This is a genomic window from Tenacibaculum soleae, from assembly GCF_001693415.1.
GTDB lineage: Bacteria > Bacteroidota > Bacteroidia > Flavobacteriales > Flavobacteriaceae > Polaribacter > Polaribacter soleae.
In genome coordinates, this window is record NZ_MAKX01000001.1 from 1,212,643 (window position 1) to 1,238,592 (window position 25,950).

The 25,950-nt window shown below is 30.3% G+C and carries 26 protein-coding genes and 1 tRNA gene; 12 read left to right on the forward strand and 15 right to left on the reverse strand.

The genetic code is table 11. From position 1 onward, the window contains the following. Positions 1 to 51 precede the first annotated feature (51 nt). Positions 52 to 249, forward strand: a complete 198-nt coding sequence (locus BA195_RS05640; protein ID WP_068703276.1) for a hypothetical protein — start codon at positions 52 to 54, stop codon at positions 247 to 249. Here the strand turns inward: BA195_RS05640 and BA195_RS05645 are convergent. After that, the gene (locus BA195_RS05645) at positions 232 to 1,023 is read right to left on the reverse strand and encodes an ABC transporter substrate-binding protein (protein ID WP_068703278.1); all 792 of its coding nucleotides are present in this window, start codon (positions 1,021 to 1,023) and stop codon (positions 232 to 234) included. The two genes, BA195_RS05640 and BA195_RS05645, sit on opposite strands and share 18 nt — an antisense overlap. Positions 1,024 to 1,027: 4 nt before the next feature. Further along, complete coding sequence (gene pyrF, locus BA195_RS05650; RefSeq protein ID WP_068703280.1) at positions 1,028 to 1,840, reverse strand: orotidine-5'-phosphate decarboxylase; 813 nt, start codon at positions 1,838 to 1,840, stop codon at positions 1,028 to 1,030. Between the two features lie 63 nt (positions 1,841 to 1,903). Here pyrF and BA195_RS05655 point away from each other — a divergent pair, with 63 nt between their 5' ends. The 8 genes from BA195_RS05655 (at position 1,904) to BA195_RS05690 (ending at position 8,688) form a co-directional block, all read left to right on the forward strand. Next, positions 1,904 to 2,980: an ABC transporter permease gene (locus BA195_RS05655; protein ID WP_068703282.1), complete on the forward strand. Its 1,077-nt coding sequence runs from the start codon at positions 1,904 to 1,906 to the stop codon at positions 2,978 to 2,980. 2 nt (positions 2,981 to 2,982) lie between these two features. Then, positions 2,983 to 3,450 carry a thioredoxin family protein gene (locus tag BA195_RS05660; protein ID WP_068703284.1) on the forward strand — a complete coding sequence of 156 codons (468 nt, stop codon included), beginning with the start codon at positions 2,983 to 2,985 and terminating at the stop codon, positions 3,448 to 3,450. Positions 3,451 to 3,556: 106 nt separating this feature from the next. Further along, positions 3,557 to 4,045: a TlpA family protein disulfide reductase gene (locus BA195_RS05665; protein ID WP_068703286.1), complete on the forward strand. Its 489-nt coding sequence runs from the start codon at positions 3,557 to 3,559 to the stop codon at positions 4,043 to 4,045. A 31-nt stretch (positions 4,046 to 4,076) separates the two neighbouring features. Beyond that, positions 4,077 to 4,835, forward strand: coding sequence for a triose-phosphate isomerase (gene tpiA, locus BA195_RS05670; protein WP_068703288.1), 759 nt, complete (start codon positions 4,077 to 4,079; stop codon positions 4,833 to 4,835). Next, the gene (gene prmA / locus BA195_RS05675) at positions 4,835 to 5,668 is read left to right on the forward strand and encodes a 50S ribosomal protein L11 methyltransferase (protein ID WP_068703290.1); all 834 of its coding nucleotides are present in this window, start codon (positions 4,835 to 4,837) and stop codon (positions 5,666 to 5,668) included. The genes tpiA and prmA overlap by 1 nt, the downstream gene beginning before the upstream one ends. Positions 5,669 to 5,673: 5 nt before the next feature. After that, a complete protein-coding gene (locus tag BA195_RS05680; protein WP_068703293.1) occupies positions 5,674 to 5,949 on the forward strand; it encodes an ATP-dependent Clp protease adaptor ClpS in 276 nt (91 codons plus the stop codon). A 1-nt stretch (position 5,950) separates the two neighbouring features. Beyond that, a complete protein-coding gene (locus BA195_RS05685) occupies positions 5,951 to 6,223 on the forward strand; it encodes a hypothetical protein (RefSeq protein ID WP_068703295.1) in 273 nt (90 codons plus the stop codon). A gap of 518 nt (positions 6,224 to 6,741) precedes the next feature. After that, on the forward strand, positions 6,742 to 8,688 hold the full coding sequence (locus BA195_RS05690; protein WP_068703297.1) for an OmpA family protein: 1,947 nt from the start codon (positions 6,742 to 6,744) through the stop codon (positions 8,686 to 8,688). Positions 8,689 to 8,805: 117 nt separating this feature from the next. Here BA195_RS05690 and BA195_RS05695 read toward each other — a convergent pair. From BA195_RS05695 to BA195_RS05710, 4 genes are all read right to left on the reverse strand, one after another. Continuing rightward, positions 8,806 to 8,879: transfer RNA gene (locus BA195_RS05695), tRNA-Arg, on the reverse strand. A gap of 77 nt (positions 8,880 to 8,956) precedes the next feature. Further along, positions 8,957 to 9,184 (reverse strand): putative signal transducing protein, encoded by a 228-nt coding sequence (locus BA195_RS05700; protein WP_084443079.1) that lies wholly within the window; start codon positions 9,182 to 9,184, stop codon positions 8,957 to 8,959. 12 nt (positions 9,185 to 9,196) lie between these two features. Then, positions 9,197 to 9,349 (reverse strand): SsrA-binding protein, encoded by a 153-nt coding sequence (locus tag BA195_RS05705; protein ID WP_068703301.1) that lies wholly within the window; start codon positions 9,347 to 9,349, stop codon positions 9,197 to 9,199. A 97-nt stretch (positions 9,350 to 9,446) separates the two neighbouring features. Continuing rightward, the gene (locus BA195_RS05710; protein ID WP_068703303.1) at positions 9,447 to 10,784 is read right to left on the reverse strand and encodes an SPFH domain-containing protein; all 1,338 of its coding nucleotides are present in this window, start codon (positions 10,782 to 10,784) and stop codon (positions 9,447 to 9,449) included. 514 nt (positions 10,785 to 11,298) lie between these two features. Here BA195_RS05710 and BA195_RS05715 point away from each other — a divergent pair. Further along, entirely contained in the window at positions 11,299 to 12,240 is a 942-nt protein-coding gene (locus BA195_RS05715) for a calcium/sodium antiporter (RefSeq protein ID WP_068703304.1), read from the forward strand. An 84-nt stretch (positions 12,241 to 12,324) separates the two neighbouring features. Here BA195_RS05715 and BA195_RS05720 read toward each other — a convergent pair whose 3' ends face one another. Next, on the reverse strand, positions 12,325 to 13,347 hold the full coding sequence (locus BA195_RS05720; RefSeq protein ID WP_068703306.1) for a glutamine synthetase beta-grasp domain-containing protein: 1,023 nt from the start codon (positions 13,345 to 13,347) through the stop codon (positions 12,325 to 12,327). Between the two features lie 179 nt (positions 13,348 to 13,526). Between BA195_RS05720 and BA195_RS05725 the strand changes: the two genes are divergently transcribed. Both BA195_RS05725 and BA195_RS05730 read left to right on the forward strand, forming a co-directional pair. Then, positions 13,527 to 15,710, forward strand: coding sequence for a glutamine synthetase III family protein (locus BA195_RS05725; protein WP_068703308.1), 2,184 nt, complete (start codon positions 13,527 to 13,529; stop codon positions 15,708 to 15,710). A gap of 264 nt (positions 15,711 to 15,974) precedes the next feature. Next, positions 15,975 to 17,153 carry an AIR synthase related protein gene (locus BA195_RS05730; RefSeq protein WP_068703310.1) on the forward strand — a complete coding sequence of 393 codons (1,179 nt, stop codon included), beginning with the start codon at positions 15,975 to 15,977 and terminating at the stop codon, positions 17,151 to 17,153. A 313-nt stretch (positions 17,154 to 17,466) separates the two neighbouring features. Here the strand turns inward: BA195_RS05730 and BA195_RS05735 are convergent, their stop codons facing one another. From BA195_RS05735 to BA195_RS14245, 8 genes are all read right to left on the reverse strand, one after another. Further along, positions 17,467 to 18,909 (reverse strand): DUF3526 domain-containing protein, encoded by a 1,443-nt coding sequence (locus BA195_RS05735; RefSeq protein WP_068703312.1) that lies wholly within the window; start codon positions 18,907 to 18,909, stop codon positions 17,467 to 17,469. After that, positions 18,906 to 20,336, reverse strand: coding sequence for a DUF3526 domain-containing protein (locus BA195_RS05740; RefSeq protein ID WP_068703314.1), 1,431 nt, complete (start codon positions 20,334 to 20,336; stop codon positions 18,906 to 18,908). Before BA195_RS05740 ends, BA195_RS05735 begins: the two co-directional genes overlap by 4 nt. A 76-nt stretch (positions 20,337 to 20,412) precedes the next feature. Beyond that, positions 20,413 to 21,114 carry an ABC transporter ATP-binding protein gene (locus BA195_RS05745; protein ID WP_068703316.1) on the reverse strand — a complete coding sequence of 234 codons (702 nt, stop codon included), beginning with the start codon at positions 21,112 to 21,114 and terminating at the stop codon, positions 20,413 to 20,415. Between the two features lie 12 nt (positions 21,115 to 21,126). Next, positions 21,127 to 21,873, reverse strand: a complete 747-nt coding sequence (locus tag BA195_RS14505) for a DUF4374 domain-containing protein (protein ID WP_218059520.1) — start codon at positions 21,871 to 21,873, stop codon at positions 21,127 to 21,129. Positions 21,874 to 22,008: 135 nt separating this feature from the next. After that, positions 22,009 to 22,341: a hypothetical protein gene (locus BA195_RS14510; RefSeq protein WP_218059521.1), complete on the reverse strand. Its 333-nt coding sequence runs from the start codon at positions 22,339 to 22,341 to the stop codon at positions 22,009 to 22,011. Between the two features lie 49 nt (positions 22,342 to 22,390). Continuing rightward, positions 22,391 to 24,715: a TonB-dependent receptor gene (locus BA195_RS05755; RefSeq protein WP_068703318.1), complete on the reverse strand. Its 2,325-nt coding sequence runs from the start codon at positions 24,713 to 24,715 to the stop codon at positions 22,391 to 22,393. A gap of 176 nt (positions 24,716 to 24,891) precedes the next feature. After that, positions 24,892 to 25,035: a hypothetical protein gene (locus BA195_RS14350; RefSeq protein WP_176714953.1), complete on the reverse strand. Its 144-nt coding sequence runs from the start codon at positions 25,033 to 25,035 to the stop codon at positions 24,892 to 24,894. A gap of 115 nt (positions 25,036 to 25,150) precedes the next feature. After that, entirely contained in the window at positions 25,151 to 25,408 is a 258-nt protein-coding gene (locus tag BA195_RS14245; RefSeq protein ID WP_141677653.1) for a hypothetical protein, read from the reverse strand. Positions 25,409 to 25,950: the final 542 nt, after the last annotated feature.

Below are 25,950 nucleotides of genomic sequence, written 5' to 3' on the forward strand. Positions count from 1 at the left end.
TTGTAATTCAGATAATTATGTATATTTAGGTTCCGTTAAACTAAAGTAATAATGTCAAGAATTAATCAATTACAGCGTTATAGAGAACATCTTGAAGAGAGGTATCGTAAATTGGTTGAAAGAGCTAATGATTACAAGTATGAAGATGAGTGCAAAAGCGATCGTTCGGCTTTTAAAGCAATGCGTATACTAGAAAAATTAAATAAAGTAAGGTACTTAGATAAAGATTTTTCAAATACTACGATGTAATTGTATAAAATAATCAAAGGCTTTTAATAACCTGCTTCCATACCACGAAAACATTTCGCCATCAACTAAAATAGTTTGTGAGTTTTTGTAGTAGTTAGATATTTCGCTAATATGTTTTTCTTTAAAAGGATAAGGCTCAGAAGAAAGTAAGATGAAATCCAGCGTATCGTTTTTATTTATTTTGTCTAAGTTAATTTCAGGATAACGTTGTTTGTTGCTGTATATATTTTTAAAATTGTTTAGTTCTAATAAATGATTGATAAATGTATTATTACCTGCAACCATCCACGGATTTCTCCAAATAAAATAAGCTACCTTTTTTTCTTTAGTGTTTTTAATAAATTGTTGAAAATTACTGATTTCAATATCTAGCTTTTTAACAATATTTTCAGCTGCTGTTTTACAAGAAAGAATTTCCCCATACTGAATGATGAGTTCTTTAGAATCATCAAGTGTAAAAATATCAGAAACATGAGTTGTAGCAATTTGTTTGCATGCTTCAACAATTTCTTTGGTGTTTTCTTCTTTATTACAAAGAATAATATCAGGCTTTAGGGCTTTAATTTTATCAATTTTGATGTTTTTTGTGCCGCCAACAATTGTCTTTTTCTTTCTTAAATCACTAGGGTGAATACAGAATTTAGTAACACCAACAATACTGTCTTCTAATCCCAAATCAACTAATAATTCAGTTTGACTAGGAACTAAAGAAATTATTCTTTTTGGAGTTTCTGGAATTTCAAAAACTCTATTCATTTGGTCTTTGAACTCCATGTGTTTAGTTTAAAATAGCACTCATTTGCAATTGTAATTCTGTTGCTTTTGCGACAGCAGCTTCTGTAAAATCAGTATCGTTTGAAGCATAAATAATTCCACGAGATGAGTTAATTAACAGTCCTATATTTTCGCTCATTCCGTATTTGCAAACATCTTGTAAGTTTCCGCCTTGGGCACCAACACCAGGAACTAATAAAAAAGAATTAGGAATAATTTTTCTAATTTCTTTAAAATATTCAGCTTTTGTGGCACCAACAACATACATTAGATTTTCAGAATTTTGCCAACTTTTAGAAGTTTCTAAAACCTGTTTATACACTTCTTTTCCATCAATAGATCTAGTTTGAAAATCAAACGCACCTTGGTTTGATGTTAAGGCTAACATAATGGTATGTTTATCATCAAAAGCCAAAAAAGGCTCTACAGAATCTTTACCCATATAAGGCGCAACGGTAACCGAATCAAAAGCTAAATCTTCAAAAAAAGCTTTTGCATACATGGTTGAGGTATTTCCTATATCACCACGTTTGGCATCAGCAATGGTGAAAATTTCAGGATGTTTTTCGTTAAGGTACTTGATGGTTTTTTCTAAAGATTTCCAACCTTTAATTCCGTAAGCTTCGTAAAAAGCAGTATTTGGTTTGTAGGCAACACATAAGTGATGAGTAGCATCAATAATTGCTTTATTAAAGGCAAAAATAGGATCTTCTTCTTGTAATAAATGTTGTGGTATTTTAGTTAAATCGACATCTAAACCGATGCATAAAAACGATTTTTTTCTTCTAATTTCGTTAACTAATTGTTGTGTAGTCATGTGTTGTTGTAAAAGTTATGCAAAAGTACACATTTTTAACACTTTCTTTTATCTTTGTTGTATATGTTTCAATATATAATTAATAAAATTTTCTACGGATTTTTAACCTTATTTGGAGTAGTTACCGTAATTTTCTTTTTGTTTAACGTGTTACCAGGTGATCCTGCAAGAATGATGTTAGATCAACGAGAAGATACGGAACAGCTTGAAAATATTAGAAAAAAATATGGTTTTGATAAGCCAATATTTACACAATATTTATATTATTTAAATGATGTTTCACCGTTGTCATTACATAGTAAAAATGTTGAAGATTATACTTTTTTATCTGAAAATAAATACACCGCTCAAAAATTATTATCAATAGGAAGTGTAATTATAGTTTTTAAATATCCGTATTTACGACAATCATTTCAAAAAAACGGAAAAAATGTATCTGAAGTAATTGCAGAAACCATACCTAATACAGCAATTTTAGCAGTTTTAGCAATTGTAATAGCATTATTATTGGGTGTTGTTTTAGGAATTTTATCGGCCTTATTTAAAGATTCTTTTTTTGATAGAATTGTAGCAGTAATAAGTACCTTAGGAATGAGTGTGCCGTCTTTTTTCTCGGCAATTTTATTTGCTTGGTTTTTCGGGTTTGTGTTGCATGAGTTTACCGGATTAAAAATGACAGGGAGTTTATATGAGGTTGATGATTTTGGGGAAGGAAGTTATATTCAGTGGCAAAACTTGTTATTGCCAGCAACAGTGTTAGGTATACGTCCTTTAGCTGTGGTTATACAATTGATGCGAAACTCGTTGTTAGAAACTATGAGTCAAGATTATATAAGAACAGCCAAAGCAAAAGGGTTAACTATGTATCAGGTAATTCGTAAACATGCGTTAAAAAATTCATTAAACCCTGTGATAACTGCAATTTCGGGTTGGTTTGCATCGATGTTAGCGGGTGCTGTTTTTGTAGAGTACATTTTTAATTGGAACGGATTAGGGAAAGAAATAGTAAACTCTTTAAATACGTTAGATTTACCTGTGATAATGGGAAGTGTATTAGTGGTGGCAACATTATTTATATTGATAAATATATTGGTTGATGTTATATATAGTTGGTTAGATCCACGAATTAAATTAAGTTAATTATGCGATTATTTTTACTTTTAGTATTGTTTTTAACATTGCAAAGTTGTGCTGTTTTTCAGCCAAAATCTTTTACAAAAGATGCTTTAGATGAAAAACTTGTAACGATTGATAGAGACTCAATTTCATTAAGAACAATTTTAGCAAACAATAAAGGAGCCCAACAGTTTATACAAATTTTTGCAACTTATTGTCCGGTAAGTCAAGATAGTTTTGATGATGTTCTTCTTTTTCAAAAAAAGAATCCTTCATTTAATTATGTTTTTTTATCAGTTGATCACTCTTATTTTGATTGGAAAAGAGCATTAAAAGATATTCCTGTAAAAGGGGAACATTATTACATTCCTAAAAAAGGAAAAGGTAAATTAGGAACGTTTTTAAAGTTAAAAACAATTCCGAGATTTATGATTTTAAATAAAAAAGGAGAAATTAAACTATTTAAGTCATCAAGTGTATCAAAGTTAAACTAAGATTAAACTTTAATAATTTTAACGAAACCAAGGTTTCGCAAAAGTTTAATTAAAGTATTAAAAAAATAATGTACTTTTAACTATTAATCAAATTAAAAACCTATACATGAAAAAAATAATTTACATCTTCGCTTTTATATTACTTGTATCTTGTAATGGAGAAAAACCATCAGCTTTTCCTGAAGAGGTTTTAAATGAAAAACTTTTAACCCTAAATGAAGAGTCAATAACATTTAAGGAGGTTTTAGCTAAACATAAAGGGAAAAAAATAATGTTTGAACTTTGTGCATCTTGGTGTGTTGAATGTATTTCGGGAATACCAAAAATTAAAAAATTAAAAGCAAAGTATCCAGATGTTGTTTTTGTTTTTTTATCGATAGATAAAACAATACCACAGTGGAAAAAAGGGATTGAACGTTTTTTTAATATAGAAGGAGAGCATTATTTTATGCCAGCAGCGCTAAAAGGAGGGTATGCAAAAGGTTTTGATATAAAAGATATACCAAGTTATATGGTGGTAAATGAGTTAGGGATTACCGCTTTGGCAAATGTAGCAGAATCTGATGACCCAAGAATAGAAGCGGCATTAAAATAAAATATAAATAAACATAAATTAGATTACAGTTTTGAGAAAAAAGATAGTTGCAGGTAACTGGAAAATGAATAAAAATATTGATGAAACTAAAAAGTTAATCAAGCAAATTAAAAAAGGAGTAAAGAAAAAGGTAGATAAAGATACTAGAGTAATTGTAGCACCAAGTTTTGTAAATTTAAACACAGCAATAAAAAGAGCTAAGAAATCTAAAATAGAAGTAGCTGCTCAAAACATGCATCAATCAAAAAGTGGTGCTTTTACAGGTGAAGTTTCAGCCGAAATGTTGACATCTTTAGGGTTAGATTTAGTTATTTTAGGGCATTCTGAACGTAGAGAGTATTTTGGAGAAACTAATAAGGTGTTAGCCGAAAAAGTTTCAGCAGCTTTAGATAATAAGTTAGAAATAATTTTTTGTTTTGGAGAAGTTTTAGAAGATCGTAAATCTGAAAATCATTTTAAAATAGTTGAAAGTCAGCTAAAAGAAGGATTGTTTCATTTAGAAGGAAAAGATTTTTTTAATATAACACTAGCGTATGAGCCTGTTTGGGCAATTGGCACAGGAGAAACAGCATCTCCAGAACAAGCGCAAGAAATGCATGCTTTTATTAGAGAAGTTATAGCAAAAGAATATGGTGATGAAGTAGCAAAAAGTATCTCTATATTATATGGAGGAAGTGTGAAGCCAGCAAATGCAAAAGAAATTTTTTCTAAAGCAGATGTTGATGGAGGGTTAATAGGAGGAGCTGCCTTAAAAGCAGATGATTTTGTAGCGATTATTAAATCTATTTAATGGATAATATATATATTGAGTATGTTTTTGAGGTATCACCGAAAGAACCAGCAACCGAAATTTTAATAGCAGAATTAGGAGAAATTGGTTTTGAAAGTTTCGTTGAAAGTGAGTATGGAGTAACAGCGTATATCCAAAAAAATGATTGGAAAGAAAATATATTAGAAGATGTTTTTATTTTAAAATCAGAAGCCTTTTCAATTGATTTTAAATACAATGAAATAGCACAAACAAATTGGAATGCTGAATGGGAAAAGAATTTTAATCCAATTCAGGTAGATGATTTAGTAAGTATACGAGCACCATTTCATACAAACCCTAATTTAAAATACGATATCGTAATAGAACCAAAAATGAGTTTTGGAACAGGGCATCACGAAACAACCCATATGATGGTGCAGCATTTACTTAATTTAGATTTAGCCGATAAAAAAGTGTTAGATATGGGGTGTGGTACTGGAATTTTAGCAATTTTTGCAGAAATGAAAGGAGCGCAGCCAATAGATGCGATAGATATTGATGCTTGGTGTTATGAAAATTCAATAGAAAATGTTGAGCGAAATAACTGTAAAAGTATTTCGGTTTATGAAGGAGATGCTGCTTTGTTAGATAATAAAAAATACGATGTTATTATCGCTAATATTAATCGTAATATTTTATTGAATGACATGAAAAAATTCACTAAGTGTTTAAATGAAGAAGGTGTTTTGTTGTTAAGTGGATTTTATAAAGAAGACATTCCTGTGATAGACTTAGAAGTCTCAAAATATGGTTTAACATTAAATAAGACAATAAAAAGAAATAATTGGGTAGCTTTGCAGTATCAAAAATAGCATAAATGAGTACAATAGAGAAAATACAAGAAGAGCTAGATGTTTTGATTCAAGAAACAAAAAAGCACGAAATTATTTTACACAATGATGATGTAAATACATTCGATTTTGTAATTGATAGTTTGGTTAGTGTTTGTGATCATACATTAGAGCAAGCTGAACAATGTTCTGTTTTAGTACATTATAAAGGTAAGTGTACAGTTAAAACAGGTGAGTATAAAGATCTAGAAGCAAGATGCTCAAAATTGTTACAGTTAGGTTTATCTGCAGAGGTTGTTTAATATGGAAAATATTTTTAGATATTACGAGTTTTCTGATTTTATAAAAGATAAATCAGCAACTTTTTCAGAAAATGAAATATGTTTTTCAGTATTAAACGAGCAACATTTTTTAATTTTTGAAAAAAATAAGGACACTTATAACTTATATGTTTCAAAATATAAGGCGGAAATAGAAATAGGAGTAAAAGCTCCAGAGATATTGGAAATGTTAATAAAAGATTATGATAAATCAATACCAGATCATAGAATAGTGCTAAGAAAATATTTATATTAAAAACTCAAAAAACTTTTTTTGAGTTTTTTTTGTTTTTTAATGTGACTATTTAAAAAAGAGAGTGTCTAAATAAATGTGAATAAGGTAGTAATATTTAAAATGTCATATAAGTTCCCCTCAGTTGTTACCTTATAATAACTTTTTCTAAGTAGAATGCCCCCTTTTGTATTCCTAGGTATAGGATAATATTTTGAAAAGAGAAGTTTATAATAAAAATGGCAAAAAATAGTAGTAGTTAGTTTTTATACTAAGTTTGGTTAAAGGGCCTTGAGCATATGTTTAAGGCCTTTTTATTATAAATTTAAAGCTTTTTTTTTTAAGTTCTTGTATTTCCGTGTTTTGTTTTGTATTTTTATTAAAACTCAAAAGAGATTTAGACTTTTAAGTTAATTAAGAAGGGTATAAAATTTATAAATTATATTTTTGCATTCATGTTAAAGTCTTTTTAGAAAATAAAAAGTGGTTAATTAATGTTGTGTATTTTTAAATAAAAAAGTTAGATTCTAAAAAAAAAACTTATGAAAAAAATAATACTATTTTTATTAATATTATCAAATGTTGTTGCTTACGGTCAGCGTATATCAGCTGCAAATAAATTTTTTGAAGAGTTTTCTTATAAAAAGTCGGCAGAATTGTTTGAGTCTATATATAATAAAGGAGATTCTTCACAAATAGTGTTGAGTAAATTGGCAGATTCATACTATTATAACGCTGAGTTTAAAAAAGCAGAAAGTTGGTATGAGAAATTATTACGAATTTTTGAAAAAGAAGAAACTCCTCAACATTTTTTTAGATATGCACAAGTACTTAAAAGTAATGGGAAAGTAGCTGAATCTGATAGGTGGCTTCAGAAATTAAAAACTTTAAAAGAAACAGATAGTAGAGCTGTTGCTTTAGAAAAAAATGAAGATTATTTTGCTAAGTATACAAATAAAAAAGAAACCTATATAAATATTTATAATGTTTCAACAAATACAAAGTATTCAGATTTTGGAGGCTTTTTGTATAAAGATGAATTATATTTTGCATCGACAAGGCCAACAAAAATAAAAAGGGATAATAAAATATACGCATGGAATAAGCAGCCGTTTTTGAATATTTATCGTTCAGGTTTAAAAGAGTTAAATAGTGATGGAGTGGTTGATCTTTCAGTTACGGAAAAATTAATAGAGTTAAATACACCTTATCATGAGTCTAATATTGTAATTACAAATGATGGTAATACAATATATTTTACCAGAGATAATTTTGATGGAAAAAAAGTAAAGAAAGGTGAGGATAGTGCCGTTCATTTAAAGATATACAAAGCAACAAGAGATAATGATAAATGGATAGATGTAAAAGAATTGCCATTTAATACAGATGATTATTCTTGTGGTCATCCAGCACTGAGTCTTGATGAAAAAACGCTTTATTTCGTGTCTGACATGCCTGGGGGTTTTGGTGAAACAGATATTTATAAAGTAGCAATACTAGAAAGTAATAATTATGGTTCTCCAGTAAATTTAGGCTGGAAAATAAATACAGAAAGTAGAGAGATGTTCCCTTTTGTTGGGGCAGATAATACATTTTACTTTGCTTCAGATGGCCATATTGGTTTAGGGGCATTAGATGTTTTTGAATCAAAAATTAAAGATAATGAATTCACAAATCCTGTAAATTTAGGTACTCCAATAAATGGTCCAAAAGACGATTTTTCTTTTGTAGTTAATAAAGAAAAAAGTAAGGGCTTTTTCTCATCTAATAGAAAAAAAGGGAAAGGGGATGATGATATTTATAGTTTTTTGATTTATGATTGTAAGCAAAATATTGAAGGAGTTATAAAAAATTCTATTACAGGTCAGCCAATGTCAAACGTAAAGGTGGTTTTGGTAGATGATGAAGGTAATCTTGTGTCTGAACAAATAACGAAAGAAAATGGAAGTTACTTGTTTAAAACAATAGATTGTGAAAGAAAGTTTACGGTAACAGCATCTAAAGATGATTACAGAAGAGTGCTTAAAGAAACACAAACTTTAGATGTTGATAAAGCAATAGTTAATGTTGATTTACAGCTAGAGCCTTTGGTTTTTGAAGATCAGATAGTTATTAAACCTATTTATTTTGATTTTGGTCTGTCAAATATTAGAGAAGATTCAGAATATGAATTAGAGCATATTGTATCTGTGATGAAGAATAATCCAAGTATGATCATTAAAATTGAATCGCATACAGATAGTAGAGGAACAAAAGGTTATAACAGAAGATTGTCTACAAGTAGAGCTGTTTCTACAAGGAATTATATAATATCTAGAGGTATCTCTTCAACTCGTATAAAAAGTGCTTTAGGGTATGGGGAAAGTCAGTTGTTAAACAAGTGTAATGATACAAATCAGGATAAATGTACTGAAGAGGAACATCAAGAAAACAGGCGTTCATATTTTTATATTGTTGAAGGGGGAGTTAATGTTAAAACAAGTAATTAAGGTTTTATAGATTTTATCGTTTGATAAAAAAACCTCGAAGTAGTTATTACTTCGAGGTTTTTTTATATGATGTATTTTAAAAAAAGAAAAACCACATAAATAAATATGTGGTTTTTGTGACCTCGACAGGATTCAAACCTGTAACCTCTTGAGCCGTAATCAAGTGCGCTATTCAGTTGCGCCACGAGGCCGTTTTGCGGGTGCAAATATAGGAATGTTTTTTAATTAAATAAAATAAATAAACACTTTTTTTAATTTTATTTTTTAATTATTCACCAACCTCTTGTTTAAAGTTAGTGACAATTTTTTGAGCGTCTTCAAAATCAGACTTATAGATGAATAATTCGCAAGAAGCTTCTGTTGTGCCGAATCCTGCTAATCTTCCAGATTCTTTACTATCTTTTATTAAAGTGGCTATTTTAGCTTGGTCAAGTAAAAAAGCAAGTCTGTTTGTTAAGATGGTAGTTCCTGTATATATTTTTATGTGTTCTTTCATAATTATAAGGTTTTAATCCAATGAATTTGTAGTAACAAAAGCGCGCCATCCAATAATTGCTAATTGAAGTTTTGAAGCTTTAGATATATCTAACTCCTTTTTTGTGAAAGAAGGTAGTAGTGCTTTGTTTAGTTTAGCGAGTATTTTAAATAGTTGTTTTTTCATTATAAGATGAATCTGTTATATCAAAAATACTGAAAAATAATTTGCCATATAAAGCGGAGGGTAAAATTGCCACTCCGCTTATTGTAGTATTATAAGGTTACTTTTTATTCTCCATCATTTTTTTAGCAAGGTCGGCACCAATTAATGATTGTAATAGGTTTCCGTCGTTTCCGCTTTTACCGCCTTCAATATAAGTAGATGGTAGCTGTAAATCTTTTATTTGCCCTGCAACACCAACGGCTGTTTTATATTCCCATTCGGCTTTTTCTTGAGGAGTTAAACCAGCGCTTACTAATTTAGCATTTTCGTAATACTGAGCATCTGCAGCAACTTTTTTACTTTTTGCTTTAAACTGTTCTACTTCAAATTGTTTTTTCTCTTTTATTAAGTTGAACCCAGCTACTTTGGCTTCGGTTTCTGCTTCTATTGTTTGTTGAATTTGAATTTTCTCTAATCGAGCTCTTTCTTTTGCTTTTTCAGATTCTCCTTTAGCAACTTCTTTCTTTGCTCTGTAGTATTCGCGTTCAGCTTGTTGTTTTTCTAACTGAGTTTGTGCAACTTCATTTTTTTGTAAATCTAAACGTTCGTCAAAAGAAGCTTCCCAGTCAATACCTGTTACTTGTGCTTGGTAAATTTTTAATCCATATTGTTTTAAAGTGTTTGAATTATCTCTAATAATGTTTCCGTTGGTGTCTCTTTTTATTCTAAACTTTTTTTGTTTACTAGATTTACCAACTTTTATTTTTCTAATAGTAGTAGTGTCTCCTACAATTTCATTGATGTTTTCAGATTCATAATATTGTTCTACCTGATACATCCCATTTTCTAATTGATCTCTAAAATATCTGTCAAAGTCTGATGCCTGTCCTGAAATATAATCTTGAGCATCCATCAATTTACAAGTGTTTTTTATAGCTGCATCAATGTTAGGTAAAACTCTTCCGTAAATTAACTTAGATTCGCTTCTATTTCTGTCGGCCATATTTAAAAATACTTCCTCGTCGTTAATATTTACTCCAACAATTACTGAGGTGCTTATTTCTGCTTTAATAGCATCGCTAAATTCCCATTTTTGCGCTTTTCTATTGTAGATTCCTCTGTCGCTTTTTGGTAATTGGCTTTCGTCGTCAACAATAATGTCTTTTATAGATGTTTCATAAGATAGGGGAATAATTCGCCCCCACCACTTAAGTTTTAAACCTTGTGTAGTAATCATTTTGTCGCCACCAGAAACGTATTGTACTGCGTAAGCTGTACCTGCATCAGCATAAAAAAACATTCCTGTTATAATACTCATAATGGCTCCAAGAACTGTAAATTGAATACTCCTTTGTAGGGTAAACCAGTTTAAGATTTTACTGTTTTTAATAATTGAGTTTAATACAATGGTAATTAACCCTGTAATAATTAGTAATACTCCGATAAATGTTAGCATAATATAGTGTGATTTTAAAAATTGATTAATATAGTGATGTAATTATAGTTGCAATTTTTATGGCAATAATAATTAATTTTAATATGATAGCAATCATTCGTTTTTTTTGGTTTTTAATAGTTAATATTAGTTGATTCCGGAATTGTTTTATCAATATATACTAAAGGTGATCTTGTTTCCAAAAAAATGAATATGAATTATTCTATTTATGTTTAAGTTTTAAGTTAAAAAAGTCTTTTGTGTTTTATATTGTAACATATGTTTCTTAGTTATTGTTATTTTATGTAGTTTGAAAATGGTTTTTATGTTTTAATTTGTAATTAAATAAAGGAGTTTTTTTAGTTGTTTTGTTTTATTAAAGTGGAAAAGGTTTTTTTTAAGATGATTTTTGGTTATTTGATTATTTTTTTAATTTTTTTTTGAAATGATAATAGTTTTCAAAAGGTGCTTTTTGATGTTTTTATGATTGGTGTATTTTCATGTCAAAGTTTTATCTTCGTAAAAAAATAAATAAATGAATATAATATATATTGTAGTAGGGTTGTTATTGCTAGTTCTGGGTGGTAATTGGTTGTTAAAGGCGGCGGTAGGTTTGTCTTTAAAATTAAATATTCCTAAAATTGTAATAGGTATGACGGTGGTTTCTTTTGCAACCTCTGCACCTGAATTAATTGTGAGTATAAAGTCTGCCTTAAATAATGCTACTGGTTTGGCGGTAGGTAATGTAATAGGGTCCAACATTGCAAATATAGGTTTGGTACTAGGTATTACTGTAATCCTGTCAACAATAGAAGTGGAGAAAAGTTTTTATAAAACTGATTGGCCAGTAATGATGATTGCTTCTCTGTTGTTGTATTTTTTTATAGCTTTTGATAATACGATTCAGCAGTATGAAGGGGGTATAATGTTTACTTTATTGGTGGTGTTTTTAATTTATTTACTGCGTTTTCAAAAACAAGCTGTCGTAGATGAAATGCCTGAGGATGATGAGGAGTTGCCTTTGTATAAAATTGCGATGTTTTTCGTTATTGGTGGTTTTGGTTTATGGGCGGGGTCAGAATTGTTAATAAACGGTTCGGTAAATTTGGCAAAAAAAATGGGGGTAAGTGATGCTATTATTGGGGTTACGGTTGTTTCGGTGGGAACAAGCGTGCCAGAGTTGGCGGCTTCTATAATTGCGGTAATGAAAAAAGAAAAAGCAATTTCTTTAGGGAATCTGATAGGTTCGAATGTGTTTAATATTTTAGCAGTTTTAGGAGTTACAGCAATTATTACACCAGTAAAGTTAAATGCTGATGCATTAAGTTTGGTCACTAACGATATTTATTGGATGTTGGCAATTTCATTTGCAGTATTACCGTTAGTGTTTTTCCCGAAGAAGTTGCGTTTAAATTGGAAGGACGGAATTATATTATTGACTTCTTATTTTGTTTTTGTGTTTTTAACATTAAAATAAATACTAAGTTTAAAAATAAAAAAGCCTTTAAATTAATTTAAAGGCTTTTTTGTTGTTGTGTTAGTGTGTGTTGTTTTGGAAATATTATAAATTTTCGCAAACTGGTTTTACGGTTTGTATAATTCTTGAAGCAATTTTATATGGATCTCCGTTTGAAGCTGGTCTTCTGTCTTCTAAATAACCTTTCCATCCGCTTTCTACAGTTAAAATAGGGATACGAATAGAGGCTCCTCTATCAGATATACCGTAGCTAAAATCAGTAATAGAAGCGGTTTCGTGTAAACCAGTTAAACGTTGGTCGTTATGTGCTCCGTAAATATCGATATGTTCTTTTGTAACAGGTCTAAAAGCTTCACAAATTTTCATGTAAGTTTCTTTAGATCCACAAGTTCTTAAAGTAGTGTTAGAAAAATTAGCATGCATTCCTGAGCCATTCCAGTCACCTTTTACAGGTTTAGGGTGGTACTCAATATAATAACCGTATTGCTCAGTTAATCTATCTAATAAATATCTAGCAATCCAAATTTCATCTCCAGCTTTTTTTGCGCCCTTGGCAAATAATTGAAATTCCCATTGTCCAGAAGCAACTTCTTGGTTAATTCCCTCAAAGTTTAAGCCAGCATCAATACATAGGTCAGCATGTTTTTCAACAAAATCTCTACCATGTGTATTTCTTCCACCTACTGAGCAGTAGTACATTCCTTGTGGTCCTGGGTAACCACCAACAGGAAATCCTAAAGGAAGTTGTGTCTTTTTATCCATGATAAAATACTCTTGTTCAAAACCAAACCAGAAATCATTGTCATTATCGTTAATAGTAGCACGTGCGTTAGATTCATGCGGAGTTCCGTCAGAATTCATAACCTCAGTCATTACTAAGTATCCATTAATACGAGTAGGATCTGGGTGAATTGCAACAGGCTTTAATATGCAGTCAGAAGAGCCTCCTGAAGCTTGTTTTGTTGAAGATCCGTCGAAAGACCAGTTTTTAAGTTCAGCTAAAGTTCCTTGAAAATTTTCATGTTCTTCAACTTTTGTTTTACTTCTTAGGTTTTGTGTCGGTTGGTAACCGTCTAACCAAATGTACTCTAATTTAATTTTAGCCATGATACTGTGGTAATTTGTGTTTTGTTAAATCCACTACAAAAGTGAGTATTTTATATTTAATATTAAAATTTTAGGGGTTTAAAATTTAAAAATTAAGTTTTATTTAATTTAACCCCTGTTTTTTTAGGGGTATTTTGTTTTTTATGTATTTTTGAGGTGAATTTTATACCTTTAATGTAATGACTACTTTAAGATTTAGCGCTTTAAAACAAACTTTAGATAGAAAACCTGTTCTTATAGAAGAAAAAGGACGTAGATCTGAGTTGTTTGGAAAAAATGTTTTTAACCAACAAGCTATGCGTCAGTATATGACAAAAGATGCTTATCAAAGTGTGATGGATGCAATTGAGTTTGGGAATAAGATTGATAGAAAAATAGCAGATCAAATTGCTGTAAGCATGAAAGATTGGGCTTTATCAAAAGAAGCCACTCATTATACACATTGGTTTCAACCATTAACAGGAGCAACAGCTGAAAAACACGACGCTTTTTTTGAAACAATTGAAGGTGGAGGAGCAATGGAACGTTTTGATGGTAGTCAATTAGTACAACAAGAACCAGATGCCTCTAGTTTTCCGCATGGAGGAATTAGAAATACCTTTGAGGCTCGTGGTTATACAGCTTGGGATCCAACATCGCCAGCATTTATATATGGTACTACTTTATGTATACCAACGGTTTTTGTTGCATATACAGGGGAGTCTTTAGATAATAAAGCGCCATTGTTAAGAGCATTACAAGCTGTGGATACTACTGCAACTGCTGTTTGTAAATATTTTGATAAAAATGTTTCTAAAGTAAATGCAACCTTAGGTTGGGAACAGGAATACTTTTTAATAGATACAGCTTTGGCAGCTGCAAGACCAGATTTAATGATGACAGGTAGAACTTTATTAGGGCATTCACCAGCAAAAGGACAACAGTTAGATGATCATTATTTTGGATCGATACCAGATAGAGTGATGAGTTTTATGCGTGATTTAGAGCAGGAATGTATGTTGTTGGGGGTTCCTGTAAAAACACGTCATAATGAAGTAGCTCCAAATCAGTTTGAATTAGCACCTGTTTTTGAAGAAGCTAATTTAGCGGTAGATCATAACTCTTTGTTAATGGATGTGATGGAAAAAGTATCACAACGTCATCAATTTAAAGTATTGTTTCATGAAAAACCATTTGCAGGAATTAACGGTTCAGGTAAACATAATAATTGGTCTTTAGTAACTAATACGGGAGTAAATTTATTAAGCCCAGGAAAAACACCAATGAAGAATTTACAATTCTTAACATTTTTTGTAAACACAATTAAAGCAGTACATGATTATGAAGAATTGATAAGAGCATCAATGGCTAGTGCTAGTAACGATCATCGTTTAGGAGCTAATGAAGCACCGCCAGCAATTATATCGGTTTTTATAGGGTCGCAATTGTCAGCTGTTTTAGATGAGTTAGAAAATGTAACCAAGGGAAAGTTATCTCCAAAGGAAAAAACAGATTTAAAGTTAAATATAGTAGGTAAAATTCCTGAAATACTATTAGATAATACTGATAGAAATCGAACATCGCCCTTCGCATTTACAGGAAATAAATTTGAGTTACGTGCTGTAGGTTCTTGGTCTAATTGTGCTGGGCCAATGACGGTTTTAAATACAGTTATAGCAAAGCAGTTAAAAGAGTTTAAAAATGAAGTAGATGAATTAATTGATGTTAAAAACTTAAAAAAAGACGAAGCAGTTTTTAATGTGTTAAGAGAGTATATAAAAGCATCTAAAAAAATTAGATTTGAAGGTGATGGGTATGGTGACGCTTGGGAAAAAGAAGCTACTAAACGAAAATTAAGTAACTATAAGACTACTCCGGAAGCCTTAAAAGCTAAAATCTCTAAAAAAGCAATTACACTTTTTGAAGAAATGAATGTAATGAACAAGGTAGAGGTAGAAGCGCGTCATGAAATTGAGTTAGAAGAATATTCTAAGAGAATTCAGATTGAAGGAAGGGTTTTGGCAGATATTGCTAGAAACCATATAATTCCTACAGCTATTCAGTATCAAAATACATTGATTGAGAATGTTAAAGGCATAAAAGAAATATTTGGAAAAGGTTTTGAGCAATATGCAGAAGAACAAATTGATTTGATAAAAAAAATATCGAATCATATTGCAGGGATAAACTCTAAAACTAAAGCAATGACTGAGGAGAGAAAAAAAGCAAATAAGTTAAGCGGGCAAGAAAATGCTGATATTTATTGCAATAAGGTAATTCCTTATTTTAATGAAATCCGTTACCATTGTGATAAGCTAGAATTACTGGTTGATGATAACCTGTGGCCATTAACAAAATATAGAGAATTATTGTTTACAAGATAATTAGCATTCGTTTTTGGTGATGGATATTGAGCTGAAATTTGTAGATTAATAAGGTTAAACGATAATATTTTTCAAAAAAAACATTCTAAAAACTACTTTGTCAGGAGGTGTAGGTCAAATAAATTTATTTTTAAAAGCAACAACGTTAGATAAAGAGTGACAAAGATTATAAAACAGTTAAAAAAGCGAACGATAAAAAACGTTCGCTTTTTTATTGATTTAAAACTTAGATAAACTAAATTTGCACTAACAACAACACAACACATGAGTAACGAAGTATCTAAGCGCTACGCACAACGCGGAGTATCAGCATCTAAAGAAGATGTACACAATGCAATTAAAAATATTGACAAGGGCTTGTTTCCTAAAGCTTTTTGTAAAATTGTTCCAGATTATTTAACCAATGATAATGATTATTGTTTAATTATGCATGCAGATGGTGCGGGAACAAAATCATCATTAGCCTATATGTATTGGAAAGAAACAGGAGATATTTCTGTTTGGAAAGGCATTGCACAAGATGCATTAATAATGAATATTGATGATTTATTATGTGTAGGAGCAACTGATAATATTATGCTATCGTCTACCATTGGGCGTAATAAAAGTAAAATTCCGGGTGAAGTTTTATCAGCAATAATTAACGGTACAGAAGAGTTAATTGAAGATCTTAAAGGTTTTGGAGTAACAATTCATTCAACAGGAGGTGAAACTGCTGATGTTGGAGATTTAGTGCGTACAATTATTGTAGATTCTACTGTAACTGCTCGTATGAAACGTAGCGATGTAATTGATAACGCTAATATAAAAGCAGGCGACGTAATTGTTGGTTTAGAATCTTTTGGACAAGCAACATATGAAACAGAGTATAATGGAGGAATGGGATCTAACGGATTAACATCTGCACGTCATGATGTTTTTGATAATTATTTAGCTTCTAAATATCCAGAAAGTTTTGATGCTGCCGTTCCTGCGGATTTAGTGTATTCAGGAAATACAAAATTGACTGACGAAGTTGAAAATTCTCCAATTGATGCTGGTAAATTAGTATTATCTCCTACAAGAACCTACGCTCCAATTATTAAAGAAATTTTATCGAAATTTTCTTCAGATGATGTACATGGAATGATTCATTGTTCAGGTGGAGCACAAACTAAAATTTTGCATTTTGTTGATGAATTACATATTGTAAAAGATAATATGTTTCCAATACCTCCTTTATTTAAGTTGATACAAGAGCAGTCTAAAACAGATTGGAAAGAAATGTATCAAGTATTTAACTGTGGGCATAGAATGGAGCTTTATGTGTCTCCAGAAGTAGCTGAAGATATTATAGCAATTTCTAAAAGCTATAATGTAAATGCTCAAATTGTGGGTAGAGTAGCAGCTTCTGAAACTAAGAAATTAACTATAAATAGTGAATTCGGAACTTTTGAGTATTAAAAAAAGTACCTAAACGTATATTTTAATAGTATTAAATTACTTAAACCTAAGCAATATCTTTATTGTTTAGGTTTTTTATTGGTTAATTTTAAAATTTATGTGATTCATAAATATAATAATAGACGACAAAAAAGAAATAAAAAAATAATATTGAAAATTCCTATTATCAAGCTTGTCAATAAAAGTAACCATCATTCCTAAAATACTAGGAGTAGAAAGTTTTAGCATAAGTTTTCAAAGGTTTTTACTCAGAAAGTCTGGCTTTTTTTTAGGTTTTAGCATTGTAAATTTCATTGAAAAATATTTTAGGAGTCTATTTTTTAAAGGCCTTAATGAAAATAGTTTTATTGAAAAAAATGAATGATAAACCAAAAAGAAAAAAAGAGATACTTATAATTTCTATTAAACTGCTTCTAATGTTTTTAATTTTAGATGAGTTGTTTGTGTTCAGATTAAATTTAGGGAGATTTTTATAATCGTTATTTGTTATTTGTTTATTTAAAAAGAGTCTGTCAAAATAAAAGTGAGTAATCTCTTTATGGAAATTCGTAATTGACAGATGAAAGTCTTGAAAAATTGCAGCATCCGTTTCTGTAATTTTATTTAAAATGTTTTGAGTATTTACTGCAGGATTTGCCCATTGAAATAATGAAATCCATTTTTGACGTAACTGAATTTGGTTAAAATAATCAACAACTTTCTTTTTGTGATGGTTGTCGTTTAGGGCGGTAAAAGCTGCATAAGCTTTAGACATTGTATTTGTATCAATTAAAGCTTTGGCTCCCTTTAAATCATCACGATAGTGTAGGTATTCACGAATTACAGACTTGGCTTCGTTTATGTCTTCTTCGTTTTCAAGACTTTTTCTTCGGGTAATATCTGCAAGTGACATATTATCTATTGGGTACGCGATATTGGCATATACATTTATTACAGCAGGTAAAACAATTAGAAATAAAAGCCATAACCCAGCAGCAGAAATAGCCGTTAGAGAAGAGTTTTTTTTAAGACTAACTAAAAAGAACATTAAGGTAAACCAAAAACTGAAGTAGCATAAAATAGCGGTTATCCATAGAGCAATGGTTAAGATTTTTACATTCGTAGCTATTAAAAAACCAATAGAAGATAAGAGAAATGCTATGCCTGCAATTAATACGTAGTAAAAAGAAATTCTAATTAATAATATTTTTCTTAATCCTACGGTTTGTAATTTTAGTAAGGGAAGCATTCCGTTTTCTTTTTCTTCAGCATACAATCCGTAAGTAAAAACGATTATAAGCAAGGGGAATAAGTAGATAAGTACAAAAGAAAGGTCAAAATTTCCTATGTATAGTTTAAGAGGATTGGCTAATTCATTTTCAAATAATTGATAATACAGGCTCGCAGCTGTTAGTTTACGGTAATAAGGCTCTATATCTCTTTGCCCTAACGACATGTGCGCTAAATTATGAGGATTTAAAACAGCATGATATTCATGTCTATACCATGCATAAGCAGGGTCGGAAGCTATATTAAATAGTTGTTTTTCTTTAATGGATGTGTGTTCGTTAGTAAAACTTTTTTTATAGTTTTCAAATTCATTTTTTTGAATACTTTGAACGTTTTCGATTGTTTCTTGCTGCTTTGTTATTATAGAGTTCCCATAATATATGGCGTAGATACCTAAAAGAACAATCGAGATTAATAGAATCATTTGAAAGATGTTTCTAATAATAGAAATACCTTCACGTTGCCATAATAGTAAAATTAACTTCATATCATTTTGCTTTTAAAAGTAGAAGGTGTTAGAAAGAGTATTGCTAAAAACCAAAGAGCTAATGAAGCTAGTTCTATCTTGTAATACTTTAATGTTTCAGTTACAATAAGTGCTTGGTATTTGAAATCTGAGATTGTTTCCCACAAGTTTCTTCCAGCTTTGTATTCATAAAACTCAGCATAGCGTGAGTTTTTTGCCGTATCATAATTCATTGTTCGTATTAAATGTCGGCGGTAATTTTTTGTTTTTCTTTGAAAATCATTAAAACTATGCCAGTCAGTTGCAGAGATGGCCATCGAAAGGTTTCTAATTGCTATATAAGGAGCTATAAAACTCATTAAACTTTCTGTTTTATTTTGAAGTTCAAACTTTTCATGAAGTTTTTTTTCATGAAAATCGTATACTTTATTAGCATATTCTTCACCCTCTTGCATTTCTATTCCACTAAAATTTAAGGGGAGTTTATGAATGGAATCAACATTATATTCTTGTAAATAATTTTCTTTTAGTCTGGCTAACCTTTCTTCTTTAGATTCATTTATTGCCATTCCATTTGCAATATCATGTTGTATGCCTTCTTTGTATATTTTCATAGAAGGTAAAGGGTGTAGCGTTTCTCCCAAATTTGCTGAGGTTTTTGGGATAATAATTCCTGTTACGACCCAAAATATTAAAAGAGTTAAAAGGGCACTTCTAGAGCTAGAAGCTTTAAGAGAAATCCATACCGAAAAATTTGTAAAAATCCATAAATAACCAATGTAAAGAAGAAAAAGAAGTAGGGTACGAAACCCGATATCATCCATTACTGAACTATTTGTTTCATATAAACCTACGGTATATAAGCCTATGAAAAAAGGAACCATTATTACTAAAATAATTACAAAGTAAGCTAAGACTTTACCTATATAAATAGACCTTATTGAAGTGCCTTGACTAATTAAGAGTTTAAAGGTTCCTGTTTTTCTTTCTTTAGTAAAAGTTTGAAATGTTATAAATATAATAAGAAGTGGTAATAATAATTGAAGCACCAAGGCTGCACTTAGTTCACCAAAACGAATCATATTCCCGTAACCTTGTGCAGGTCTAAACATAAACTCATGAGGATAGTGCGCTTCTAAATAAACAGAAGTTCCAGTATAGGTGTCTAAACCAAAATCAAAAAGGCTAAGAGGTGTTTTTTGTTTAAAAACAAAAGTACCGTAGTGTGCAGCAATGTGGGGATGTTTGTGTCCTTGATCTAGCCATTCAGTTCTTCTTTCTTTTTGGGCGGTTTCTACCATTGCAGTTTGATGTTTATAAGCAATGTGGCCTCCATATACAGCAAAACCCAAAAGAACTATAATTATGGTAAATAAAATTTTTAAGGAATTTTGCCTAATTACACTCGTAAGCTCCTTTTTAGCAATTAAAAAGATTTGATTTTTCATCTATTTAAATTTTTATAGATATCTGTTAAATACACAGCCTGGTTTGGTCTTAATGTTTTTTTATTACCACTTTATATTAAGTGTGCATATGTTTTAAGTATTTTTTCTCTAAATCTTGAAAAGAGACTTGATCAGATTTCATTAAATCAACTAAGAGACCTTCTTTCATGATTCCTATGTGAGTACCTGTATCTTTGGCGCGAAAAAGATCGTGAGTCGCCATTAAAATGGCGACTTTTTGTTCTTTCATCTCTAGTAAAAGTTGTGAAAATTCATTACTTGCCTTAGGATCTAATCCAGATGTAGGTTCATCTAAAAGTAAAATTTTAGCTCCTTTTGCTCTTGCTAAAGCAATACCTACCTTTTGTCGCATTCCTTTAGAGTAGCTACTTACTCTTTTTAAGATGAAATCTTCTTGCAGCCCTGATTGTGAAAGTAAAAAAGCTAATTCATCTTTCTTTTGATTTCCACCTTGAAGACCACAAAAAAAGTGAAGATTTTCAAGTCCTGTCATATCTTGATACAATTGAAGATTTTCTGGGATATAAGATAGCCATTGTTTTGTTTTTTGTGGGTGCTTTTCAACATCAAAACCATTAACAAAAGCATTTCCAGAAGAAGGGTCAATAAAATTTAAAAATAAGTTTATAGTTGTTGATTTTCCAGCACCATTTGCCCCAAGCAGGCAAAAAATTTCGCCTGCTTCTATTTTTAAATTTAATGAGTCTAGTGCGGTGAAATCACCGTATCTTTTTGTGAGATTTTTAGCTTCTAGCATGTGGTTAAATGGTTATTTTTTTAAATCTTCTATACCTGAGATATAACCTCCAGTAGAAGTAAATAATTTACTAGAAGTATTCGAGGTAGTATCAAAACTAAATACAGCATTTTCATCATTGGTAGCTGTTGTAAATAGTAATTTATTATCCTTGTAAGGAAGAATTATCATTCTACGAGAACCGTAAGTTGTTGGAAGCCCTGGTACAGCACCTAAACTTGATTTATTTTCTAGGTCTAACTCAAAATATTTAAACTGTGGCTCACCAGTTTTAAATTCATAAAAATCAGTTTCGTCTTCAACCTTTGCGGTAAAGCTTCTACCATTAGGTGTTTGATAAATTCCGTAGCAAACATTTCCTGTAGCATTTTGCATATCCATAAAATAGTTTGGGTCAAAAGAAGTTTGTCCGTTACTTATTTTTAAGAGACCACTAGGGCTGTTACCTCCACTTAGTTTAGTTCCTAAACCTTGTACGTAAATATCGCCATTACTAGCTTTAATCATTCCAGTATTAGCTGCTTGTCCACCAAAAACCATCCCTGTTCTCTTATCTGCTATAATTTTTTCTACTACTTTTTGGTTTAAATCAATTACAGCAACATAAGCAGAGTCGTTTAAAGGAGCAAAATTGTTTTCGTAATGCAAGCCCATAAATAATTTACTGTCTCGTGCCATCATATCTAAATAGTAAGTACGAGTAGCTTCAGGAAATCTTTTGGTAATTGAAGTTAAAGGAACTTCTCCTGTAATACGCATTGTGGTAGGGTTAAAAATAATAAGTTTTGAAATACCACCAGCAACAGATGCGTAAGCAACACTTTCACTTTCAAAATAAACTGTAGAAAAAGTATTAGCACCAGGAACTACAATTCGTTCTTCTTCAATAGTATCTCAATTTTCGTTAAATGAATATTTAACTAAAGCTGCAGGAGCCCCAAAAGGTGAAGCGTATAATGCTTTGTTGTAAGAAACAGTACCTGAATTTCCATTTAATTCTAAAGCCTTCTCATTTCCTATGGTCGAAAAATTTAAATCTTCAACACCTTGTATATATGAGGTTTGATTAGGCCATGCACCACTTACGGTAGTAATACCAAAGTTTAAAGTAATAGGATTCGGGTCACCTTTTTTAGTAGGAGTATCATCACTACATCCTATTAATGTTATAGTTAAAGCGATGTAAAATAATAGTGCTGTGATTTTCTTAAAAAATTGTTTTTTCATTTTTTCTACTGTGTTTAATCTCTCGTTTTTTTCGAGTTTAAGGGGTAATTTATTTAATAAAGGTTCTGAGTGTTATGCTAAATGCCCTTCCTGGACGTTGTGCACTAAAATTGTCGAATACTTTTTTGTCGAAAATATTAGTGATTTCTGAGGTAACCGCCCAATGATTAGAAGGGTGTGAAATAGTTACCCCTAAGTTTTGAGTAAATTGAGAAGGAATTATATTTTTAAAATCTTTATTTCCGTCTACTGCCCAATAAAGGTAAAATTCATTAACGTAGTTAGCAGACCACCAAAATGAAATATTATTTTTTGTACTTAGAAATTTCTTTCTATGATATCGAATCTCTCCATTTCCAAATAAATATGGAGTATTAGGAAGCCTTGCGTTGAAATAACGATTGTTTACTGCTCCTGTAGTACTTTTAGAAGAACGATTTCTTAAATCTTGGTAAGTCGCGTTTGCTTTTATATCAAGAGTTTTGAATGGGCGATAGCGTATTTCTGTATCTATACCTAGAGTACGTGATTTTAGTAAATTTTTATATTGTGCATAAAACTTAGAAGTACGTAGCCAAATAACGTTATTTGTATTTCGGTAAAAAAGATTGGTATCCCAATTAATTTTTTTTGAGTTTAACTGAAAACCTACATTTAAATTATGGCTTTGCTCTGGTTTTAAAAAAGGGTTCGGTTTTACTAATGTGAAATTACCAAAAAGTTCTATTTCATCAGGAAGCCTAGTAGCATATTCGTAAGAAGATTTTACCAGAAATTTCTTAGAGAATCGGTATCTAAGAGATTGCAGAAATCCGAAATTTGTAGCTTTTTGTTCGTTCGGAATATATTTTAGATTCTGAATTGCATAGCCATTAGCATTCATCCAAAAATGCTTTACACCTGTGTAGGTTGTGAAATTTCTTGAAAAATTATGCTCATATGCCAAACCAGTAGCATTTTTTAAAAGACGGGTAGGGTTTGCAAAAAAGTCTTCTCCATAAAACTCGGCAGCAATAGGGTCTTTTCCTATTCTTTTAGACCAAGCTGAAAATATATTTAAGGTAAAATTACCTTTTAGCCATGGACTGTATTTTATATTAATTCTGTTTAGGAAGTTTTGCGATGTGAACTTTAAATTATTTCGCGAAGTAGAAATTTCACCTCCATCTGTTCGTTGACCAAAAACTTTACCATCCCAAGTATAGATATTTAAAGAAGTATCTATAAAATTACTTTTAGTATTGTTATAAGCAGTATACCATTTGATATCAGTATTATTTAGAATTTCTTTTTTTTCATATTCTAAAGATGTACCTATAGTAGCTTCGTCATAAGTAACTTCTCCGTAAGGCTGCGCCATAATTGCATTATGTTGAATATCATCTTTTAGTCCCGAATAACGGATGTTAAAAATGAGGCGGTCAGCATAATTTTTATCATAAACACCAGTGTAAAAGTTTAGTAAATAATTAGAAAAATTATCATGAAAACGTTTAACAGTTGCAGGTTTTGGATTTCCAAATTCATCAGGAATTTCAACATTTACTTTATAATCATTGTCAGAATGATTGTAAAATGAATGCACTCCAAATATCCAATTTTTGTTGGTGTTTACGAATTGACCATTTAGATTTACTTTATGACTATTAAATGAGCCAGCTGAGTAAGAGGCATCGAGGTAATCGGAATATGATTTTCGAGTAATAATACTTACACCACCACCAAGAGCATCAGCTCCTAAGTTAACAGGAACAACGCCTTTATAAACTTCTATTTGGTCTATTAAACTTGCTGGTAATGCATTTAATCCTAAACCTGATCCGAAATAAGATAGTGGAATTCCATCTATAAAAAAGGGTATAGATTTACCAGTCATTCCGTTCACATAAATTTTTGCATTACTACCAAAACCACCTGTTTGCCTAATATTTACTCCAGGAATTTGTTTAACAATATCACTAGTATTTGTATTCCTTTCGCGAAATTTTTTCATCTTTACTATTGATACATTAGCAGTACTTTCTCTTTTTTGTTGAGTTTTTGATTTACTTGTAATGGCTATTTCGTTAAGTTGGTTTTTCTCAGGTATTAATCCAATCTTAATCTTGTTTTCTTTAGAGGTATTCACTTTTATATAGCTAGTTTCAAAACCTATAAAAGAAATTTCTAGTGTGTAATTTGTTTCGGATAATTTATTAAAATAGAAAGCACCATTTTTATTGGTGATGGTTCCTTTGTTTAATTTTAGTATTTGTATATGAGCTCCGGTAAGAGGGATTTCTTTGTCATCTGTAACTATTCCTGTAATACTCTTATTTTGAGAATACACGTAATTATTTACTAGACAGAATAGTATTAGTTTTACAACCTTCATTAAGTTTTTAATATTTAGAACTTCTGTTGTTATAATTTTATTTTTTTAATGACTCCTTGTTCTTGCATTTCTTTTAATACGCCATTTTTTTTTCAGGTAGAGTATATTTATTTAGTAATCTATCAGACTTATCCCATAAGTATTTAGCTTCAGGTAAAAGCCAAAAAGCTTCATCATCATCTTTTTTTAGTAAACAAGCCGATCCATTTTTTACTTATAGATAATATTTCTTGATTTCTGATTAAAAAATTACTTGTTTCTTCTGTTAAATTAAGCATTTCACGTTCTTCATTATAAAGTAAAAAGGTTTTCCTTTTCATAACAATTTTTATTTTGTGTGTGTACAAAAATAGATAAGCGAAATTCTCTCTTAACTGTATTTAGTGTTATTTGTCTTTTAATAAAACTGTATAAATTTTACAATGAAGTTAGGTGTTAGCAAGAAACTCTTATTATTACAAAAGGAGGAGGACGAGAAAATAATTGATTAGCGGCAATAGTATTTGAGATAAGAAAATTATAGTTTCCTGATTTCTTTATTTGAAGACTATATTTAATTGCTTCAAATGTGTAATCTATAATGTTAAGTAAAAGTGTGGGAGTTAGGTTGTGTGAAATGATATAATCACAAGTCGTACAACCTAATGAAGGAGAGGTGTCATCGATATGAGATAGCGTGTGAAGTCCTGCCATTTTCATAGAAATGAAAATAACGAGAAGTAAACAGGTAATGCTATTTTTTAGACGATTACTCTTCATTAAAAAATAATTATGATTTTTAAGTATTTTTTGTCAAAAGTATGAAACTATTTAAGCTAATGCAACTCAGTTGCGTTTAAATAGCTTGCTTGAACAGTGTTAATTTTTAATCTAGTTGATTAATAGGTTTTTACAGTGGAGAATGCCGTGAAATTATATAATTTTAGGTGTGATTTTATAAAGAAAAAAATGTTTTGTTTTTTGATGCTGTGAGGTAGGATTTTTAATGATGATGATACTTCTATTAAGTGTATTTTTCCGAATATAAATAAGAAATCATAGTTTTAATAATAACTAAACAATAAAGTATTTTTGTTTAAAGGATGTTTAATTATCGACAAAATGATAGTAAAACAAGCTATCAAAATGGTAATTATTAACAATGTTGATACAAGAATCTTCATTTTATATTTTAACACAACAAAAAGAATTAATATTAGAGGAAATAAAATTTTAGTTTTCATTGTAGTTAAATA

Bases quoted from the DNA above. Each gene is read 5' to 3' on its own strand.
- BA195_RS05690 (WP_068703297.1), top strand. From the start codon at position 6,742: ATGAAAAAAATAATACTATTTTTATTAATATTATCAAATGTTGTTGCT.
- BA195_RS05645 (WP_068703278.1), bottom strand. From the start codon at position 1,023: ATGGAGTTCAAAGACCAAATGAATAGAGTTTTTGAAATTCCAGAAACT.
- BA195_RS05740 (WP_068703314.1), bottom strand. From the start codon at position 20,336: ATGAAAAATCAAATCTTTTTAATTGCTAAAAAGGAGCTTACGAGTGTA.
- BA195_RS05700 (WP_084443079.1), bottom strand. From the start codon at position 9,184: ATGAAAGAACACATAAAAATATATACAGGAACTACCATCTTAACAAAC.
- BA195_RS14505 (WP_218059520.1), bottom strand. From the start codon at position 21,873: ATGCGTATTACAGGAGAAGTTCCTTTAACTTCAATTACCAAAAGATTT.
- BA195_RS05735 (WP_068703312.1), bottom strand. From the start codon at position 18,909: ATGAAGTTAATTTTACTATTATGGCAACGTGAAGGTATTTCTATTATT.
- BA195_RS05705 (WP_068703301.1), bottom strand. From the start codon at position 9,349: ATGAAAAAACAACTATTTAAAATACTCGCTAAACTAAACAAAGCACTA.
- BA195_RS05680 (WP_068703293.1), top strand. From the start codon at position 5,674: ATGAGTACAATAGAGAAAATACAAGAAGAGCTAGATGTTTTGATTCAA.
- BA195_RS05755 (WP_068703318.1), bottom strand. From the start codon at position 24,715: ATGAAGGTTGTAAAACTAATACTATTCTGTCTAGTAAATAATTACGTG.
- BA195_RS05725 (WP_068703308.1), top strand. From the start codon at position 13,527: ATGACTACTTTAAGATTTAGCGCTTTAAAACAAACTTTAGATAGAAAA.
- BA195_RS05710 (WP_068703303.1), bottom strand. From the start codon at position 10,784: ATGCTAACATTTATCGGAGTATTACTAATTATTACAGGGTTAATTACC.
- pyrF (WP_068703280.1), bottom strand. From the start codon at position 1,840: ATGACTACACAACAATTAGTTAACGAAATTAGAAGAAAAAAATCGTTT.
- BA195_RS14510 (WP_218059521.1), bottom strand. From the start codon at position 22,341: ATGAAAAAACAATTTTTTAAGAAAATCACAGCACTATTATTTTACATC.
- BA195_RS14350 (WP_176714953.1), bottom strand. From the start codon at position 25,035: ATGAAAAGGAAAACCTTTTTACTTTATAATGAAGAACGTGAAATGCTT.
- BA195_RS05655 (WP_068703282.1), top strand. From the start codon at position 1,904: ATGTTTCAATATATAATTAATAAAATTTTCTACGGATTTTTAACCTTA.
- BA195_RS05665 (WP_068703286.1), top strand. From the start codon at position 3,557: ATGAAAAAAATAATTTACATCTTCGCTTTTATATTACTTGTATCTTGT.
- BA195_RS05745 (WP_068703316.1), bottom strand. From the start codon at position 21,114: ATGCTAGAAGCTAAAAATCTCACAAAAAGATACGGTGATTTCACCGCA.
- BA195_RS05640 (WP_068703276.1), top strand. From the start codon at position 52: ATGTCAAGAATTAATCAATTACAGCGTTATAGAGAACATCTTGAAGAG.
- BA195_RS05720 (WP_068703306.1), bottom strand. From the start codon at position 13,347: ATGGCTAAAATTAAATTAGAGTACATTTGGTTAGACGGTTACCAACCG.
- prmA (WP_068703290.1), top strand. From the start codon at position 4,835: ATGGATAATATATATATTGAGTATGTTTTTGAGGTATCACCGAAAGAA.
- BA195_RS05715 (WP_068703304.1), top strand. From the start codon at position 11,299: ATGAATATAATATATATTGTAGTAGGGTTGTTATTGCTAGTTCTGGGT.
- BA195_RS14245 (WP_141677653.1), bottom strand. From the start codon at position 25,408: ATGGCAGGACTTCACACGCTATCTCATATCGATGACACCTCTCCTTCA.
- BA195_RS05685 (WP_068703295.1), top strand. From the start codon at position 5,951: ATGGAAAATATTTTTAGATATTACGAGTTTTCTGATTTTATAAAAGAT.
- BA195_RS05660 (WP_068703284.1), top strand. From the start codon at position 2,983: ATGCGATTATTTTTACTTTTAGTATTGTTTTTAACATTGCAAAGTTGT.
- BA195_RS05730 (WP_068703310.1), top strand. From the start codon at position 15,975: ATGAGTAACGAAGTATCTAAGCGCTACGCACAACGCGGAGTATCAGCA.